The sequence below is a fragment of the Microbacterium sp. A94 genome (assembly GCF_051842855.1).
Classification (GTDB): domain Bacteria; phylum Actinomycetota; class Actinomycetes; order Actinomycetales; family Microbacteriaceae; genus Microbacterium.
On the sequence record NZ_JBPXMU010000005.1, the window covers coordinates 209,157 to 225,918 of the forward strand.

Annotated in this window: 22 protein-coding genes; 6 read left to right on the forward strand and 16 right to left on the reverse strand. The window is 63.7% G+C overall.

The genetic code is table 11. From position 1 onward, the window contains the following. Positions 1–9: 9 nt before the first annotated feature. From resB to ACSU1L_RS13900, 4 genes are all read right to left on the reverse strand, one after another. On the reverse strand, positions 10–1,764 hold the full coding sequence (gene resB / locus ACSU1L_RS13885; protein WP_439256176.1) for a cytochrome c biogenesis protein ResB: 1,755 nt from the start codon (positions 1,762–1,764) through the stop codon (positions 10–12). Beyond that, the gene (locus ACSU1L_RS13890) at positions 1,745–2,479 is read right to left on the reverse strand and encodes a cytochrome c biogenesis CcdA family protein (RefSeq protein WP_439256177.1); all 735 of its coding nucleotides are present in this window, start codon (positions 2,477–2,479) and stop codon (positions 1,745–1,747) included. The genes resB and ACSU1L_RS13890 overlap by 20 nt, the downstream gene beginning before the upstream one ends. Further along, positions 2,476–3,117, reverse strand: coding sequence for a TlpA family protein disulfide reductase (locus tag ACSU1L_RS13895; RefSeq protein ID WP_439256178.1), 642 nt, complete (start codon positions 3,115–3,117; stop codon positions 2,476–2,478). Before ACSU1L_RS13895 ends, ACSU1L_RS13890 begins: the two co-directional genes overlap by 4 nt. A gap of 82 nt (positions 3,118–3,199) precedes the next feature. Further along, positions 3,200–3,604, reverse strand: a complete 405-nt coding sequence (locus ACSU1L_RS13900; RefSeq protein ID WP_439256179.1) for a MerR family transcriptional regulator — start codon at positions 3,602–3,604, stop codon at positions 3,200–3,202. Positions 3,605–3,656: 52 nt separating this feature from the next. Between ACSU1L_RS13900 and ACSU1L_RS13905 the strand changes: the two genes are divergently transcribed. Beyond that, the gene (locus ACSU1L_RS13905; protein WP_439256180.1) at positions 3,657–4,556 is read left to right on the forward strand and encodes an NAD(P)/FAD-dependent oxidoreductase; all 900 of its coding nucleotides are present in this window, start codon (positions 3,657–3,659) and stop codon (positions 4,554–4,556) included. Positions 4,557–4,561: 5 nt separating this feature from the next. Here ACSU1L_RS13905 and ACSU1L_RS13910 read toward each other — a convergent pair whose 3' ends face one another. Both ACSU1L_RS13910 and ACSU1L_RS13915 read right to left on the reverse strand, forming a co-directional pair. After that, on the reverse strand, positions 4,562–5,185 hold the full coding sequence (locus ACSU1L_RS13910) for a histidine phosphatase family protein (protein WP_438255542.1): 624 nt from the start codon (positions 5,183–5,185) through the stop codon (positions 4,562–4,564). Positions 5,186–5,225: 40 nt separating this feature from the next. Beyond that, the gene (locus ACSU1L_RS13915; RefSeq protein WP_438255543.1) at positions 5,226–5,591 is read right to left on the reverse strand and encodes a DUF5684 domain-containing protein; all 366 of its coding nucleotides are present in this window, start codon (positions 5,589–5,591) and stop codon (positions 5,226–5,228) included. Between the two features lie 137 nt (positions 5,592–5,728). Between ACSU1L_RS13915 and aspS the strand changes: the two genes are divergently transcribed. Continuing rightward, positions 5,729–7,510 (forward strand): aspartate--tRNA ligase, encoded by a 1,782-nt coding sequence (aspS, locus tag ACSU1L_RS13920; RefSeq protein WP_438255544.1) that lies wholly within the window; start codon positions 5,729–5,731, stop codon positions 7,508–7,510. An 89-nt stretch (positions 7,511–7,599) separates the two neighbouring features. On the opposite strand, the gene ACSU1L_RS13925 is transcribed toward aspS, so the two are convergent. Then, entirely contained in the window at positions 7,600–8,430 is an 831-nt protein-coding gene (locus ACSU1L_RS13925; RefSeq protein ID WP_438255545.1) for a sulfite exporter TauE/SafE family protein, read from the reverse strand. Between the two features lie 70 nt (positions 8,431–8,500). Here ACSU1L_RS13925 and ACSU1L_RS13930 point away from each other — a divergent pair, with 70 nt between their 5' ends. Next, on the forward strand, positions 8,501–9,013 hold the full coding sequence (locus ACSU1L_RS13930; protein WP_438255546.1) for a GNAT family N-acetyltransferase: 513 nt from the start codon (positions 8,501–8,503) through the stop codon (positions 9,011–9,013). Positions 9,014–9,044: 31 nt separating this feature from the next. Here ACSU1L_RS13930 and ACSU1L_RS13935 read toward each other — a convergent pair whose 3' ends face one another. From ACSU1L_RS13935 to ACSU1L_RS13975, 9 genes are all read right to left on the reverse strand, one after another. Then, complete coding sequence (locus tag ACSU1L_RS13935) at positions 9,045–9,800, reverse strand: amino acid ABC transporter ATP-binding protein (protein WP_439256181.1); 756 nt, start codon at positions 9,798–9,800, stop codon at positions 9,045–9,047. Then, positions 9,797–10,582 carry an amino acid ABC transporter permease gene (locus ACSU1L_RS13940; RefSeq protein WP_438255548.1) on the reverse strand — a complete coding sequence of 262 codons (786 nt, stop codon included), beginning with the start codon at positions 10,580–10,582 and terminating at the stop codon, positions 9,797–9,799. Before ACSU1L_RS13940 ends, ACSU1L_RS13935 begins: the two co-directional genes overlap by 4 nt. Before the next feature lie 25 nt (positions 10,583–10,607). Next, complete coding sequence (locus ACSU1L_RS13945) at positions 10,608–11,432, reverse strand: basic amino acid ABC transporter substrate-binding protein (RefSeq protein WP_439256182.1); 825 nt, start codon at positions 11,430–11,432, stop codon at positions 10,608–10,610. Between the two features lie 135 nt (positions 11,433–11,567). Next, on the reverse strand, positions 11,568–11,867 hold the full coding sequence (locus ACSU1L_RS13950; protein WP_439256183.1) for a Dabb family protein: 300 nt from the start codon (positions 11,865–11,867) through the stop codon (positions 11,568–11,570). Then, positions 11,864–12,121 (reverse strand): glutaredoxin family protein, encoded by a 258-nt coding sequence (locus tag ACSU1L_RS13955; protein WP_439256184.1) that lies wholly within the window; start codon positions 12,119–12,121, stop codon positions 11,864–11,866. The genes ACSU1L_RS13950 and ACSU1L_RS13955 overlap by 4 nt, the downstream gene beginning before the upstream one ends. Next, the gene (locus tag ACSU1L_RS13960; RefSeq protein ID WP_438255552.1) at positions 12,118–12,420 is read right to left on the reverse strand and encodes a rhodanese-like domain-containing protein; all 303 of its coding nucleotides are present in this window, start codon (positions 12,418–12,420) and stop codon (positions 12,118–12,120) included. Before ACSU1L_RS13960 ends, ACSU1L_RS13955 begins: the two co-directional genes overlap by 4 nt. A gap of 70 nt (positions 12,421–12,490) precedes the next feature. Continuing rightward, entirely contained in the window at positions 12,491–12,589 is a 99-nt protein-coding gene (locus ACSU1L_RS13965; RefSeq protein WP_003792170.1) for a 30S ribosomal protein bS22, read from the reverse strand. A gap of 135 nt (positions 12,590–12,724) precedes the next feature. Continuing rightward, complete coding sequence (locus ACSU1L_RS13970; protein WP_438255553.1) at positions 12,725–12,916, reverse strand: helix-turn-helix domain-containing protein; 192 nt, start codon at positions 12,914–12,916, stop codon at positions 12,725–12,727. A 147-nt stretch (positions 12,917–13,063) separates the two neighbouring features. Then, positions 13,064–13,480, reverse strand: a complete 417-nt coding sequence (locus ACSU1L_RS13975) for an ArsR/SmtB family transcription factor (RefSeq protein ID WP_438255554.1) — start codon at positions 13,478–13,480, stop codon at positions 13,064–13,066. Between the two features lie 96 nt (positions 13,481–13,576). Between ACSU1L_RS13975 and ACSU1L_RS13980 the strand changes: the two genes are divergently transcribed. The 3 genes from ACSU1L_RS13980 to ACSU1L_RS13990 are packed head-to-tail and all read left to right on the forward strand — an operon-like array spanning position 13,577 to position 16,758. Beyond that, positions 13,577–15,007 (forward strand): TrkH family potassium uptake protein, encoded by a 1,431-nt coding sequence (locus ACSU1L_RS13980; RefSeq protein WP_438255555.1) that lies wholly within the window; start codon positions 13,577–13,579, stop codon positions 15,005–15,007. Beyond that, the gene (locus ACSU1L_RS13985) at positions 15,000–15,671 is read left to right on the forward strand and encodes a potassium channel family protein (RefSeq protein WP_438255556.1); all 672 of its coding nucleotides are present in this window, start codon (positions 15,000–15,002) and stop codon (positions 15,669–15,671) included. Before ACSU1L_RS13980 ends, ACSU1L_RS13985 begins: the two co-directional genes overlap by 8 nt. 10 nt (positions 15,672–15,681) lie before the next feature. After that, positions 15,682–16,758, forward strand: a complete 1,077-nt coding sequence (locus ACSU1L_RS13990) for an alpha/beta hydrolase (protein ID WP_439256185.1) — start codon at positions 15,682–15,684, stop codon at positions 16,756–16,758. The last annotated feature ends 4 nt before the right edge of the window (positions 16,759–16,762 follow it).

The window sequence follows — 16,762 nt, forward strand, 5'->3', positions numbered from 1 at the left end:
GATCCCATTCTACTTTCGTGGGTTTTGCGGAGTGGAGTCGGTATCGAGCAGCCGGGTGTGACCGGCGACGAGGTCATCGACGGCAGCGGCCAGGGTCGGGTCTTCGCCGCGAGCGAGCCCGGCGTATTCGAGCTGCACTTCGTCGTCGTTTGCGGTCGCCTTCACCCACATCCGCCGGCGCGGTACGAACAGCGCGATCATGAGTCCGGCCAATGCGAGCAATGCAAACACGAGCACCCATACGGCCGAGGCGTCATGGTGGATCTGCAGCGACACGAAGCGTTTCACCGAGTCTTCGTATGTGGTCGCACCGGCGGGAGCTTCATCCTCGAAGGTGATCGTGCCCCGGCCACCCGGTAAGTCGGCAGTCTCACCGGGAAGGAGTTCGATCGAATCCACATCGGTGGTGCGGCCGGTGAGCTTGGTGAGCTCCCCGGTATCGAGCACGTACACCGATCGCGGCGTTCCCTCGTTGATCCCGAGGTCGCCCTCGTAGACGTCGAGGGTGAGTAACGGCGACAGGAGATCGCCGTGCGCAGATGTGAAAGCACCGGTGTCCAGACGCGCAGCGCTCGGGTAGAAGAATGCCGCGATGCCGAGCTGCTGCGGCATCCCATCGGTGACCTTGATGACACCGAGCGAGGTCATGTTGTTGTCCTGCGGGAGGAACGGCACCGAGTTGCTGTAGACGACGTCGCCGTCGGCGTTTCGCACCGTAATCGTGGGCGCGTAGCCATTGCCGAGCAGGTAGACGTTGTCTCCGGCGAGGCCCAGCGGGTGGTTCACCCGCACTGATTCCTCGCGACTTTCGCCGTCTTCGCGCACGGTCACGTTGGCCGAGAAATTGCCCGCCTGACCGGATGCTGCGGACCCGTACTCCTGGTACGTCACATCAAAGGAATCGAGGGTCATCGCGTAGGGCTGGAGTGCATCGTCACTGACGAATCGTCCGCGGTTCATCGATTCATAATCCAGCAGCGTGTTGACGAAGGTCTGCCCCTCGACGATCACACGCTGGCCGGTGTATGCGAAGCTGCCGCCGACGCCGACGGTGATGAGTACGCCGACCAGAGCGAGGTGGAAGACGAGGTTGCCGGTTTCACGCCAGTATCCGCGCTCTGCCGACACTGAGAAGGAGCGCCCCTTGTCGTAGCGTTCGACGCGGTACCCGAGCGCACGCAGCTGCTTCTGCGCGACATCGACCGAGCGGGATGCTTCTGCCTCGGAGTCGGAGCCCGTCGACTGTCCAGCCGGGATGGGTCGGGTGACCTCGCGGTAGTCCTCGAGTCGCTGCAGCCGAACAGGTGTGCGTGGCGGACGCGAGCGCAGCGCCTTCAGATGATGCTTGATGCGCGGGATGACGCAGCCGACGAGCGAGATGAACAGCAGCAGGTAGATTGCCGAGAACCATGGCGACAGGTAGACGTCGAACAGGCTCATGGCATCGAGCACAGGGAACAGATCGGGGTTGTCGGTCTGCCACTGGGTGACGCCGTTCGGGTCGGCCATCCGCTGCGGGAAGATCGAGCCGGGGATGGCAGCGATTGCCAGTACCAGCAGCAGGATGATCGCTGTGCGCATCGAGGTCAGCTGACGCCATCCCCACCGCAACCAGCCGACGAAGCCCAGTTTGGGCTGGTTGATACTGCCACCATCGCCGTCGATGTGGTCGGAGGGGCGCAGCGGATCCGAGGCGTCGTTGTTCACGGCATCCTTGTTCTTGTTCTGGGAGCGAGCGGGGAAATCAGAGCGGGAGGATGACACTGCCCATCACCGCCCCGAGGCGCGACATGATGTCCGTCCACAGGCCGGTGACCATGAGCACGCCGAGCAGGACGAGCAGCACGCCGCCGGCGATGTTCACGATGCGGATGTGACGGCGCAGGAATCCGATCGCCTTCGTCGCCCAGCCGAAACCGAGGGCGACGAGCAGAAACGGGATGCCGAGGCCGAGGCTGTAGGCCAGCCCGAGGAAGCCGGCGCGCACGGGGTCACCGAGGGTCCAGGAGACGGCGGTGATGGCGGCAAGGGTCGGTCCGATGCACGGGGCCCACCCGATACCGAGGGCGAAGCCCAGCAGCGGCGCACCGATGAGACCGGTCTTGGAGTTGACCTGCAGCCGAACTTCACGCTGCATGAATCCGAACAATCCGACGAAGACCAGGCCCATGGCAATGATCACGATGCCCAGAATGCGGGTGATCATGTCACCCCATTGCAGGAAGAACACTGATGCCGTGCCGCCGATGACCGTGAACGCGATGAAGACCACGCTGAAGCCCAGGATGAACAGCAGCACGCCGAGCACCAGGCGTCCACGTGTGCCTCGGGTCGTTGCCCCTGTCCCCCCGAGGAAACCGAGGTATCCCGGCACGAGCGGCAGCACGCAGGGCGAGAGGAACGACACGAGCCCGGCAAGCATGGCGACCGGAATCGCCAGCCAGAGGGCCCCGGAGCCGATTAACTCCTGAGTGTTCACGCGCTCTCCGCGAGCGCGTCTCTCACGAGCGTGGAAAGGATGCTCGGCCCGTCGAGCTGGCCGATGATCCGAGCGGCGACGCGTCCCTGCTTGTCGAGCACGAGCGTGGTGGGTGTCGCCTGGATGGGGGTGACTTCCGCGAAGGCGAGCTTCGCATCACCCGAGTCGACGTCGATGAGGCTCGGGTAGGTGATGCCGTACTCGTCAGCGAATGCGCGGGCGGTGTCGGGCTGGTCGTAGGTGTTGACACCGACGAAAGACACGGCTTCGTCTTCGTACTGCTGCCAGACGGCCTCGAGGTCTTTCGCCTCGACTCGGCACGGACCGCAGGCCGCGTACCAGAAGTTGACGACGGTGACGTCTCCGGCGATCTCGGAGCTGGTGAACTCGTCGCCGTTCTCGGTGACTCCACCGAATTCGACGGGTTCGCCGCGGTCATCCGGCGCGATCTCCACGACGGTCAGATCGGCGGAGATGTACCCCTTGTCACTGCCTTCGAGGTATTGCTCGGCGACGGAGTCCTGCGTGCACGCGCTCAGGGCGACAGCGGACAGCACGGCGAACGCGGCTCCGATCATCCGACGCGAACGTCGAGTGCGGGAGAGGCGGCCGTCACGATTCGTCGAGGCGAGAGGCACGACCCCAGTTTAGGCGCGAGATCCTATGGGTGCTCTGGATGCTCTGGCCACTCCCCTGTCGGCACTGCGCGCACATTGGTTCTTAGAATCTCGCGAGCACATCCTCGATTCCGGCGCGGAACTGCGGACAGGTGGTGATGTCGTGCGCGCTGCATCTGATGGCATGTTCGGTCATCGCCCTCGACAGCTGCATCTCAAGCATCCGGCGGTCAAGGTCGGCCAGATGTGCGAAGAGCACCTCGTGCCGACCGCTTCTGCCGTCATCGAGCAGCACCGCGATCTGCTCCAGACTCATCCCCGCCGCTTTGCTGCGCTGGATCACCGCGATCCGCACGATCTCGTCTTGACCGTAGCGTCGCCGCCCCGCGGTGTCGCGCGCGGGCGTCAGGAGCCCGACGGCTTCCCAGTGCCGGAGCACGTTGGTGGGGAGGTCGAACCGTTCGGCGACTTCGCCGACAGACCACGGATGCTTCGAACTTGACTTCATGTTGACATGAAGTCACACACTGGTCGAGAACACAAGATCAGAAGGAGATCTCATGTACGACGCGATCATCATCGGCGCCGGCCCCGCAGGCCTGCAGGCGGCGCTCACGCTGGGAAGGATGCACCGCCGCACGATGGTCGTCGATTCCGGCGAGTACCGCAACGGCACCGTCGCGCACATGCACAATGTGGTGGGCGATGATGGAACGGCCCCCGCGGACTACCGCGCACGCTCTCGCGAACAGCTTGCGGCGTATCGCGATGTCACCGTGGCCCGCGGTGCCGTATCGGCCATCACCGGAAGCGCCGACGACTTCACCGTCCATTTCCCCGATGGTTGCAGCGAACGCGCCCGTCGCATCATCCTCGCCACCGGACTCGTCGATGACCTGCCCGACATTGCCGGACTCGGCGAGCTGTGGGGACGACGCGCATTCGTCTGCCCGTTCTGCGACGGCCATGAACTTCACGATGCCACCATCGGGATCATCGGTGCCGGTCCGCGCGCGCAGCACCTGCTCGGCATGCTCGGGCGCATCGCCCAGAGCATCACTGTATTCCCGATCGACACCCCACCCGCAACCGAAGAGATCTCCGCACTGGAGGCAGCCGGTGCCCGTGTTTCAGCGGCCGTCGTCGACCGCGTGCAGGCCGCAGACGACGGCGGAGTCACGGTCGTCACAGGCGACGAGAGCCACACCGTGGCGGGACTGTTCCTCGCCGCAGGCGGCTTCCACCAGCGCACTCCGTTCGCCGCGCAGCTCGGGCTGCGGATGCTCGAAAGCGGCTGCATCGAGATCGATGATTTCGGCCGCACGTCGGTTGCGGGAGTCTTCGCCGCGGGCGATCTTGCGCACCGGGCGAGCATGCCGGGGCCGATGGCATCCGTCATTCAAGCCGCTGCCGCAGGACAGCTGGCGGCGTCGTTCGTCGTCCAAGAGCTGAGCGCCTGACGGGCTCAGACCGCGCCGAGGTCGATTCCCCCCGAAGCGGGCTCGGCGTAGCTGACCTCTCGCCAGACGTCGCCGACGCGCTCGAACGACGTCACACTCGACAGGGCACAGCGCCGGGTTCGGGGGTCGTGCGGCAACCGGAGACCAGCGACGCGCAGGTGCGTGATCCAGATCGGCGCCTGGTGAGAGACGATCACCGCGTCACCCTCGACCGTGTCATCCCAGATACTGTTCATCGCCTGCTGCATGCGTTCGGCGATCGACGAGTATGGCTCGCCCCAGCTGGGCACAGAGGGACGACGCAGATGCCACCAGTTGCGCGGGTCGCGCAGCGATCGCCGCATCTGCGTGCCTTCGAACACGTTCGTCGGCTCGATGACGCGCTCGTCGATTGCCGCTTCCAGCCCGAAGACCTGGGTGAACGGCTCGGCGGATTCCTGAGCACGCTGCAACGGCGAGCAGCGCAACGAGGTGACCGGTCGCCCAAGATCGGCGATGTGCTCGGCTGCGGCGCGCGCCATCAGCTTGCCGTCTTCACTCAGACGGTAATGCGGAAGGCGGCCGTACAGCACGCGCCCCGGGTTATGCACTTCACCGTGGCGGACGAGATGGAGGCGTTCGGCAGGCATACCGCTCAGTCTAGGGATCCCCCAGACACCGTGTCGTCGCTCAGACGCGACGGTACTTCGCGGAGCCGAACCCGATGATCAAGTGCCCGATGAAGGGGAACATCCACAGCAGGAAGAACGAAAAGACACCGCCCTTGCCGAAATTGGCGCCCTCCTTGAACGCCACAACGATCGCGAAGACGATGTTCACGATCGGGATGAGATACAGCAGCACGAACCAGCCACTCATCCCGGCGATCTTCACGAGAATGATCCAGTTGACGATCGGAATCAGAGCGAGGATGCCCGGATAATCTGCCTTGGCGAACACCTTCCACATTGTGATCGCATAGATCACGTAGACCACGATGCCCAACAGCACCGAACTCGTCGAGAACAGCTGTTCGGTGACCAGATTTGAATCCACGGGTTCACTCCTTTGTGTGAAAGGCGCTGTCCGCCTCTTGCGACGGAGTCTACCCACCCGAGGAGGTTGTCTCTTCGAAGGGTGGCACGCCCACGTAGAATGGGCGAGTTCCCTTTACTGAACTGGAGGAATCTTCCGTGCTTCGCACTCACACGACCGGCTCCCTGCGAGCCGAGAACATCGGTCAGACCGTCACCCTCACGGGTTGGGTCGATCGTCGTCGTGATCACGGAGGAGTCGCGTTCATTGATCTCCGCGACGCCTCGGGCATCGCTCAGGTGGTCATCCGCGACGAAGAGACTGCGCACCCGCTGCGCAGTGAGTTCGTCCTGAAGGTCACCGGCGAGGTCTCCCGCCGCCCGGACGGCAACGAGAACCCGAACCTGCCCACCGGCCAGATCGAGGTCATCGCAACTGCGGTCGAGGTTCTCAACGAGTCCGCTCCGCTGCCGTTCCAGGTCTCCACCGGCCTTGGCGACTCCGAGACGGCGGGCGAAGATGTGCGGTTCAAGCACCGCTATCTTGACCTGCGACGCCCGTCCGCAGCATCCGCTCTTCGCCTGCGATCGAACGTCTACAGGGCGGTCCGCAACGAACTCGAAAAGCGCGAGTTCATCGAGGTCGAGACCCCGACGCTGACGCGCTCGACCCCCGAGGGCGCCCGCGACTTCGTCGTGCCCGCTCGTCTGCACCCGGGCAGCTGGTACGCACTGCCGCAGAGCCCGCAGCTGTTCAAGCAGCTGCTCATGGTCGGCGGTGTCGAAAAGTACTACCAGATGGCCCGCTGCTACCGCGATGAAGACTTCCGTGCCGACCGCCAGCCGGAGTTCACGCAGCTCGACATCGAGATGAGCTTCGTCGACCAGGAAGACGTCATCGAGATGATGGAGTCTCTCATCGTCGCGATGTGGAAGACGATCGACGTCGACGTGCAGACGCCGCTGCCGCGCATCACCTATGCCGACGCGATGGCCAAGTATGGCTCGGACAAGCCCGACCTGCGCTTCGGTCTCGAGCTCGTCGATGCGACCGAGTACTTCTCCGAGACCACGTTCCGGGTCTTCCAGTCCGATTACGTCGGTGCGGTCCTCATGCCCGGTGGCGCTTCACAGCCACGCAAGCAGCTGGATGCCTGGCAGGACTGGGCCAAGCAGCGCGGCGCCCGCGGCCTCGCCTATGTCCTCTTCAACGAGGACGGCACGCTCGGCGGCCCCGTCGCCAAGAACCTGTCCGAAAAGGAACAGGCCGGTCTCGCCGACCTCGTGGGCGCTGCGGCAGGTGACTGCGTGTTCTTCGCGGCCGGTTCTGCCAAGGACTCGCGTGCACTGCTGGGCGCTGCACGCGTCGAGATCGGGCGCCGGCTGGGGCTGCTTGACCCTGATGTCTTCGCGTTCACGTGGGTGGTCGATGCCCCGATGTTCGAGCCTGCGGCGGATGCCGTGGCATCCGGTGACGTCGCCGTCGGTGCTGGTGCGTGGACGGCCGTGCACCACGCCTTCACCGGCCCGAAGCCGGAGTTTGCCGACACGTTCGACACCGATCCAGGGTCCGCGCTCGCCTACGCGTACGACATCGTCTGCAACGGAACCGAGCTCGGTGGTGGCTCGATCCGCATCCACCGCGAGGACGTGCAGAAGCGTGTCTTCGAGGTGATGGGCATCTCGGATGAGGTTGCCCAGGAGCAGTTCGGATTCCTGCTGGATGCATTCAAGTTCGGCGCCCCGCCGCACGGAGGCATCGCGCTGGGCATGGACCGCGTGCTGCAGCACCTGACCAAGACCGATTCGATCCGCGAGGTCATCGCGTTCCCGAAGACCGGCAACGGCTTCGATCCGCTGACGAGTGCCCCCGCTCCGATCACCGACGCGCAGCGCGCCGAGGCCGGCGTGGACTTTGTCGCGGAGGACACCGAGGCCTGAGCCTCGCCTCTTCGCTCTTCGTCGAGACCCCGTCGTAATCGCGCTTGACCCCAAGCGTGCATATGACGGGGTTTCGCCGTATGCACGGCTCAGGGCGCGAGTAGCGCGAGCGCGGGGACGATGTTCTCGTTCCACACGTCGAAACCGAGCTTCCCGATGAGCACGACTACGACGATGAGGAAGACCACGCGGATGAACGTCGTCCCGCGCGCGATCGCCATCCGCGAGCCCAGGTAGCTGCCGGCGACGTTCGCGACGGCGAGGATGCCGCCCAGCAGCCACAGCACTGCCCCGTGCGGGATGAACAGCAGCAGTGCCCCAGCGTTCGTTGCGAGGTTGACGATCTTCGCTTTAGCGCTGGACTGCAAGAAGTCGTATCCCATGAGCGCCACGAGCGTGATGACGAGGAACGTGCCGGTTCCGGGACCGATCATCCCGTCGTAGAACCCGATCACCAGCCCGGCGGTCCCCGCCATGATGTGGTGCTTGCGACCGGAGAAGCGCAGCTTGGTCGCCGCTCCCAACTCGGGCCGGAACACCGTGAAGATCACCACGGCGAGCAGGGCGACGATGATGATCGGTTTGAATGCGGCTGGAGGCAGCACGGTGGCCACCGCCGCTCCCCCGAACGAGCCCGCCAGCGCAATCCCGGCCATGGGCAGAGCGGTGCGGATGTCTGGTTTCGCACGCCGATAATACGTAACACTGCTGGTGGCGGTGCCGAAGACAGACGCGAGCTTGTTCGTCGCAAGCGCCTGCACCGGCGCGATTCCGGGGATGAGTAGCAACGCGGGCAGTTGCAGCAGCCCGCCACCGCCGACCACCGCATCGATCCAGCCGGCCGCGAACGCCGCGAAGACGACGAACACCAGCATCCCCCAGGTGAGCTGTTCCAGCCCGAGCAGCTCACCGATCTCCATCAGATCAGAATACGTCCGCACGCACGTGCTGCCGCACGCGGCGACGCACGGGTGGTGGCAGACTGGCGGCATGCTCGATGCTCTTCCCCTACCGCACGCATTCGACTGCGCCGCAGGCCGGGCGACTCTGCGACGCGCATCGCCGCAGGACGCCGACGCTCTGATCGAGTTGCTCGCAGACGATGCGATCAGCGCTTCGCGTGGAGATGTCGCATCCGACGCTGACCGCCTCGCCTATACGAGCGCGCTCGCGGAGATCCTCGCGGACCCCTCGAATGACCTGCTCGTCGTCGACGTGGACGGGAGCGTGGTCGGCACACTGCAGCTCACGTCGATTCCCGGGATGACACGCCGCGGATCGCGCCGGCTGCTGGTCGAGGCTGTGCGGGTGCGCAGCACGCTTCGCTCATCGGGCATCGGATCCGCCGTCATGCGCTGGGTATCGGATGCCGCCGCCCCTGCCCTGGGGGCTGCGATGGTTCAACTCACCTCGGATGCCGCCCGGACCGATGCGCACCGGTTCTATGAGCGGCTCGGATACGCCGGCTCGCACATCGGCTTCAAGTACCCAGTCACTCACTGAGCGACTTGTACACCGTCGCTCGCTGAAAGACTTACAGAACCCGCGACAGGAAGTCCTGTGTGCGCGGATGCTGCGGATTCGCGAGCACCTCGTGCGGATCGCCCTCTTCGAGGATCACTCCGCCGTCCATGAAGATCAGGCGTGAGCCGACTTCTCGTGCAAAGCCCATCTCATGGGTCACGACGAGCATCGTCATCCCCTCATCAGCCAGCGTGCGCATCACCTGCAGCACCTCGCCGACGAGTTCAGGATCAAGTGCCGAGGTCGGCTCGTCGAAGAGCATCATGTCGGGGTTCATGCACAGCGCCCGCGCAATCGCGACGCGTTGCTGCTGACCGCCCGAGAGATGGCCAGGGTATGCGTCCGCCTTCTCAGACAGTCCCACCCGTTCGAGCATCGCGTGAGCGACTTTCTCAGCCTCGACCTTAGATCGCCGAAGAACGCGCCGCTGGGTGATGGTGAGATTTCCGAGCACGCTCAGGTGCGGGAACAGGTTGAAGCTCTGAAACACCATGCCGATGCGCGTGCGCACCCGATCGATGTCAGTTTCGGGGTCGATGATATCGATGCCCTCGATGAAGATCTTCCCCTCCGTGGGCTCTTCGAGAAGGTTCACCGAGCGCAGCAGCGTTGATTTACCCGACCCCGAGGGCCCGATCACACAGACAACCTCCCCAGCAGAGACCGTCAGGTCGATGCCTTTGAGAACCTCGTTGTCACCAAAACTCTTGCGCAGCTGCTGCACTTCGATCGCCGGCGCGTGAATATCAATCAAATCTGTGCTCATCGCTGCTTCGCCATCCTTCGCTCGAGCCACGCAACCGCCCGGGTCAGCGGAATGGTCACCGCCAGGTACAACAGCGCTGCCATGATCAACGGCGTTGAGTTCGCCTCCGAGGACAGCCCGTCACGAGCGAACGTGGTGAGTTCCCTCGTCGCTAGGGTCGAGCCCACGACGAACAGGAGAGACGTGTCTTTCAGCAACAGCACGAACTCGTTCGTCATCGGCGGGATGATGATGCGGAAGCCCTGCGGAAGGATGATCCAGAACATCGTCTTCAGCGGTGACATTCCCAGCGACCGCGAGGCCTCCATCTGGCCCTTCGGAACTGCCTGGATCCCCGCGCGCACGACCTCTGCGATATACGCGGACGACACCAGAATCAGGCCCAGAAGACCCGAGACGATCGCGCCTCCTGGCATTTTGAATCCCAGACCGATCGGCAGGCCGTAGGCGATGATGAACAGCGTCAGGATCGCTGGCATCCCGCGGAAGAGCTCAATCCACGCCGTGGCGAACCAGCGATAGGGGGCGACGCTCGACAGCTTCATCACGGCGAAAGCCACGCCGAGAAGAGTTCCTCCGACGAATGCGATCAGGGTGAACAGCACCGTGTTTCGCAGGGCGATCACGATGATGTTCGGGAACTGCTTGATCGCCACTTCGACGTTGAAGAAGACCGTGCCGATCTTCACCCAGTCGGTCGCCAAGGCGACAGCGACGACGGCCGCGATGAAAATCGCGTACATCGTGAACCGATAGAGCTTCGCGCGAGTCGTGCGCCTCATTGCCATTGTTCGCGGGCGCCGCGGGTCAGTTCGCCGCGAAGTAGGAGTCGTAGATCGTCTGGTAGGTTCCGTCGTCCTTCAACTCCTGCAACGCAGTGTTGACGGCCTCGATCAGTGCGTCGCGCTCACCCTTGGCGAACGCCCAGCCGTACTGCTCCTGAGTGTCATACTCTTCGACGATCGTGTACGTCGAGTCGGCCTTCTCATGCTCGATGTTCACCGGCTGGTCCTGCAGAATCGCGTCAATGTTGCCGGCCTGCAACGCCGGCCACAGCTCACCGTCGGAGGGGTAGGAGACGACTTCGGCTCCGGTGGCGTTCTCGTTCGTGTAGGCCTCACCTGTGGTGCCCTGCTGGACACCGACGGTCTTGCCGTCCAGATCAGCGATGCTCTTAATACTGGAGTCAGCGCGGACCAGCAACGACTGCAGTGAGTCATAGTACGGGTCCGCGAAATCAATGTTCGCCTTGCGTTCCTCGGTGATCGTCATTGCCGATGCGCCAACGTCACACTGTCCGGCGGCGAGGGTCGTACCCGACTGCAACGCGTCGAAGCCGACATCCTGGACTGCCAGCTTCAGATCGAGCTTCTCAGCGACAGCGCCGAGCAGATCGATGTCAAAGCCCGAGTAGCCCGTCTCAGTGCTGGAGTCCTCGAACTCGAACGGCGGGTACGGGATGTCTGAGCAGACAGTGAGCTCGCCGGCAGAGATGAGGCCGTAGTCGTCTCCGCTGGATTCGGGAGCCGCTTCTCCTCCCGGGGTGTCGGAACCACCAGCGCACCCAGAAAGGGCAAGAGTGGCGGTCGCCGCGAGGGCGAGACCGAAGAAGAGATTACGGCGTCGGGACATTACCGCTCCAGAGTGACGGGGCAACGATGCCCTCGGACGGGTATGCAGATCATCCTGACACGCAGCGACGAAGAAATCCCGTTCAGACGGTTACGTTTGCGTTGCACTCCTGCACACGCGGGCGGTGTCGGTTGCTCAAACCTCGAAATCGACGGCCACGCGAGAGGCGACGACCGAGCGAATGTAAACCGCGGCCTCTTCGTGGGCCGGGTGCACAACGTACTGCTCCAGCGCCTCAACAGAATCGAAATCTGCAACCAGGGTGACGTCCCAGTTCGCTTCTGGATAGATCGAGTTCGCTCCAGCCGAAATCGACCGCAACTGCGGAACGACGCCGCCCAGAGCGTTCAGCCGCCGCGCGACTTCGGCTGCCTGCGCACCGCGTTCAGCAGCATCCTCGCTGGCAAGCTTCCAAGTGACTACGTGGCGAATCATTGCGTCTCCAGTCTTTGGCGCAGCAGCTCGGGCGAGACCCGCCACTGCGCATGAAATTCATCGTTGATGAGAACGACGGGGATCTTTTCCCACCACAGCTCATACAGCGCAGCATCCTCATCGATTGATTTCTCGATGATCTCGATGCGGTCGCCGACTTCATCGGGAAGATCCGCCACGACGGTCTCAACGATCTCTCGTGCTGTGGGGCACAGATGACAGCCGGGCCTGCCGATGATGGTGACGGTGGTCACGCCGAGGGTACTTCGACCGGGTGGCCGGCAGCAATCCACTCACCGGTGCCGCCATCGACGTTGGTGGCGTCGTAACCGCGTGGCTCGAGCGCTTCCACCACGCGACCGGAGCGACCACCGGCCTGGCAGATGACGTCGAACGCCTCGGCAGGCAGCTCGTCGAGCCGGTCGCCGAGCTGCGACATCGGGATGTTCACCGCTCCGGGCACGTGCCCGGCCGCGAACTCATCTTCCTCGCGCACATCGACAAGCGGAGTGTTCTCGCGTGCAGCAAGTTCGGCGATGGTGATCGATTTCATGACTCTCCTCAGAACGCGGTTGCATACACAAAACGCCCGTCCGAAGACAGGCGCTCGTGTCTTGCCGCGTTTACTTCTTGTTGCGGCGCTGGTGGCGAGTCTTACGAAGCAGCTTGCGGTGCTTCTTCTTCGCCATGCGCTTGCGGCGCTTCTTGATGACAGAACCCACGGAAACCTCACTAAGTCAGTGGCTGGGCGTCAAAAAATTCGGACGCCCGAGTACGGGCACGGTAAATGCCTCGGATCATTCTAGCAAACCACGACCGGTGCAAAGTGCACATTGTCGAGACTTGATCCGAAGCGGTCAGCCAACCTCAGAGATCGGGCGCTGGAGAGCGTCGGCAACAGCCGATTCGGGCACGCGATAGCTGCGACCAAATCGAATCGCCGGCAACTCGCCGGAGTGCACCAGTCGATAGACGGTCATCTTCGACACACGCATGAGCTCTGCGACCTCTGCGACGGTCAAGAATCGGACATCTGGAACTTCGGGCATCCCCATTACCCCTTTCTCTGCCCCGATCCTATGGGGAATGCGGGACGCATGTAAACCCATGTGGTGATTGTGACCTATGTGACCACTGTGCAATCACTGAGGACGCACCGTCGTGGACGCAGGCCCTGTTCGGGACTGCCGGAGTGATCAGGCCCCGAGCCGCTTCAACGCCGTGGTCACCACGTGCCTCGCTGATGCTGCGGCGCGGCCGACAACCTCGGCCGCGTGCGATGCGCCGTCCGGAAGCGGAGTGAACGAAAAATCGATGTCTGGCGCGTCATCGCCGAAGGCATCCATCAAAAAGGGCACGAGCCAGTCGTCGACGACTTCGAGCGGACCGACATCGATGCTGTAGAACCGACGCTGCCCGTCTTCGCGGACACTCACCAGCTGCGCCTCGCGCAGCACCTTGAGGTGCTTCGACACGGTCGGCTGACTGATGCCCAGCTCGCTGACGATCTGCGAGACGCTCGTGCCGGCATCTTCCTCGGTCGAGCGACGCAGAAGCAGCTGAAGGATGTCGCGCCTTGTGCCGTCTGCGATCACGTCGAAGATGTCGGTCATGAGATCAGGCTAGCCGTCCCGGGCCCGGAGTACCATGTCGAAGGCGCTTCAGCGATCCTCGTAGAAGCCTGAGATGAAGCGCAGGGAGGGACACCGATGTCGAGCGCCTGGGCATCTCCGTCGTCGCAGGGGAAGATCCGCGACGCGTGGCACTTCATGCGACGAATCGTGACGTCATCCCCTTCACGTTTCGCGATCGCCATCTTCGCCACGCTGATCCTCGTGTTCACCGCACTGTTCTCACTGCCGATCGCGTCGGCATCCGGAACGGTCACGCCGCTCAGCGATGCTCTGTTCACCGCGGTATCCACGATCTGTGTCACCGGACTTGCGACAGTCGACATGGCGACACACTGGTCACCATTCGGACACGTGCTGGTCTTCTTGGGCGTGAACATCGGCGGAATGGGTGTGCTCACGCTGGCTTCCGTGCTGGGCTTGGTGATCTCCAAGAAGCTCGGCCTGCGTGCCAAGCTTCTCGCCGCAGGTGACAGCAACCCGCTGCGTGCACATGGTGGTCCTGTCAATGAGGGCCAGACTGTGCGCCTCGGTGAAGTCGGACAGCTACTGAAGACAGTCGCCTTGTCGCTGCTCATCATCGAGCTCGTCGTGGCTGTTCTGCTCTACCCCGGGCTGGTGATGGCCGGAATCCCCCCGCTCGCGGCGCTGTGGGAGGCCCCCTACTACGCGGCGATGTCGTTCACGAACACCGGTTTCACCCCGAATACGGGCGGCGTGTTGGAGTTTGCCGACGACTACTTCGTGCTCTCCGTGCTCATGGTGAGCGTCTTCCTCGGCAGCATCGGCTTCCCTGTGATCTACACGCTCGCCAAGCACCACTGGCACGTCAAGCGCTGGTCACTGCACGCGAAACTCACCCTCATCACCACCACAATCCTGTTCGTCGCGGGCGCCGGGGTCTTCCTCGTGCTGGAATACGACAACGCGCTGACATTCGGATCAATGGATGCCGGAAACACCACATTCCAGGCGTTTTTCCTCTCGGCTATGACCCGTTCTGGCGGCTTCAGCGTCATCGACATCGGCGATCTCAACGGCTCTTCACTGGTTGCGGGATCCATGTTGATGTTCGTCGGCGGCGGCTCAGCATCCACCGCAGGCGGCATCAAGGTGACCACGCTCGCAGTCCTCGCCATTGCGGTGTGGTCAGAGGCGCGCGGACGCCAGTCCGTCGAGGCATTCGGCCGCCGCATCCCGAGCGATGTGCAGCGGGTCGCGCTCAGCGTCGTCGCGTGGGGCGCCACGATCGTCGCCCTGTCGACGATCGTGATCGCCCAGATAACCAAGGCACCCATCGCCGAGGTGCTCTTCGATGTGATCTCTGCGTTCGGAACCGTCGGGCTCTCCACGGGGCTGACCGCACAGCTGCCGGATTCGGCGTCATACGTCATGGCAGCCACGATCTTCATGGGGCGCATTGGTACAGTGACTCTCGCCGCGGCAGTCGCCGCGACATCGCGTTCGCAGCTTTATTCGCTGCCCGTGGAAAGGCCGATCGTTGGTTGAAGTCCTCCGGGGCGACGCCCCCGTACTCGTGATCGGCCTCGGTCGGTTCGGCGCCGCATGTGCTGGCGAGCTCGACCGTCTGGACCGCGACGTGCTGGCGATGGACGAAAGCCTCGAGCTCGTTCAGAAATGGTCCGACCGGGTCACGCACACGGTGCAGGGCGATGCCCGCAACCTCGATGCGCTCAAGCAGATCGGCGCCCAGGACTTCCAGGTCGCCGTCGTCGCGGTCGGTTCGCTCATCGAGGCATCCGTCCTCATCACGGCCAACCTTGTCGATCTCAAGGTGCCGCAGATCTGGGCCAAGGCCGTCTCGCAGTCGCACGGCAAAATCCTCGCCCGTGTCGGCGCCAACCACGTCATCTACCCGGAACGCGAGGCCGGCGAACGCGTGGCGCACCTGGTCAGCGGGCGGATGCTGGACTTCATCCGCTTCGACGATGACTTCGTGCTCGTCAAGATGTACCCGCCGAAGTTCATCCGCGGCGTGGGACTGAACGAATCCGGCGTACGGTCCAAGTACCGCGTCACCGTCGTCGGAGTCAAGAGCCCGGGCAAGCCTTTCCGCTACGCGGAGGCGACGACCGTGGTCACCAACCACGACCTCATCATCGTTTCCGGCACCAACAGCGATATCGAACGCTTCGCCGCTCTCGACCGCTGAGCAACTGGCTATGTCGATCACCAAAAATATCCTTCTTGACGGTATCTCCGCGCGGGTGATCGAGACGTCCCGACTGCGCGTGAACATCCTCGAGCGCACGGCCGATGCCCCCTCCACTCCCCCGCTGCGCACGGTCGTCTTCGTGCACGGAAACGTTTCATCGGCCCTGTTCTGGCAGGAGACGATGCTGAGCCTTCCTGCGGATGTGCGGTCGATCGCCGTGGATCTGCGCGGTTTCGGTGGCAGCGAGGCGCTGCCGGTGGATGCGACGCGCGGCCTCAGCGATTTCAGCGATGACGTGTATGCCACGTTGCAGGAGATCGGCGTGCCCTCGGCACACCTGGTCGGATGGTCGATGGGCGGCGGCGTCGTGATGCAGTACGCACTCGACTACCCGGTGCTCAGTCTGACGCTTCAGGCTCCGGTCTCGCCCTATGGCTTCGGCGGAACGCGCCTGGATGGATCGCGATTGACTGATGATGATGCCGGTTGCGGAGGTGGCGGCGGCAATCCGGACTTCATCGACCGTCTGCGCGCCGGCGACACCTCTGCCGATGCGCCGACATCGCCGCGCAACGTGTTCCGCGCCAGCTACGTCGCCCCCGGGCACATCGCCGAACACGAGGACAACTGGGTGGCCGCAATGAATTCGACCTCAACCCAACCCGGAAACTACCCTGGCAACAGCGTCACAAGCACGAGTTGGCCCGGTTTCGGCGCGGGCGACACCGGTGTGCTGAACACGATGGCGCCAGGGAACTTCAACGTCTCGCGCCTGATCGACCTGGTCGAGAAGCCGCCGATCCTCTGGGTGCGCGGAACCGCTGACGCCATCGTGTCGGATGCGTCATTGTTCGATCTGAACCACCTCGGCGCCATCGGCGCGATCCCTGGCTGGCCCGGAGCAGATGTTGCTCCCGCCCAGCAGATGGTGTCGCAGACGAGAGCGGTGCTCGACGCCTACGCCGCCGCGGGCGGCGAGGTCGATGAGGTCGTCTGGGAAGGTGTTGGACACTCTCCGCACCTCGAGCGTCCGGAGGATTTCCGCGCGGCGCTGCTGCGTGTCATGCGGCATCCCCGCGGCTGAGCGC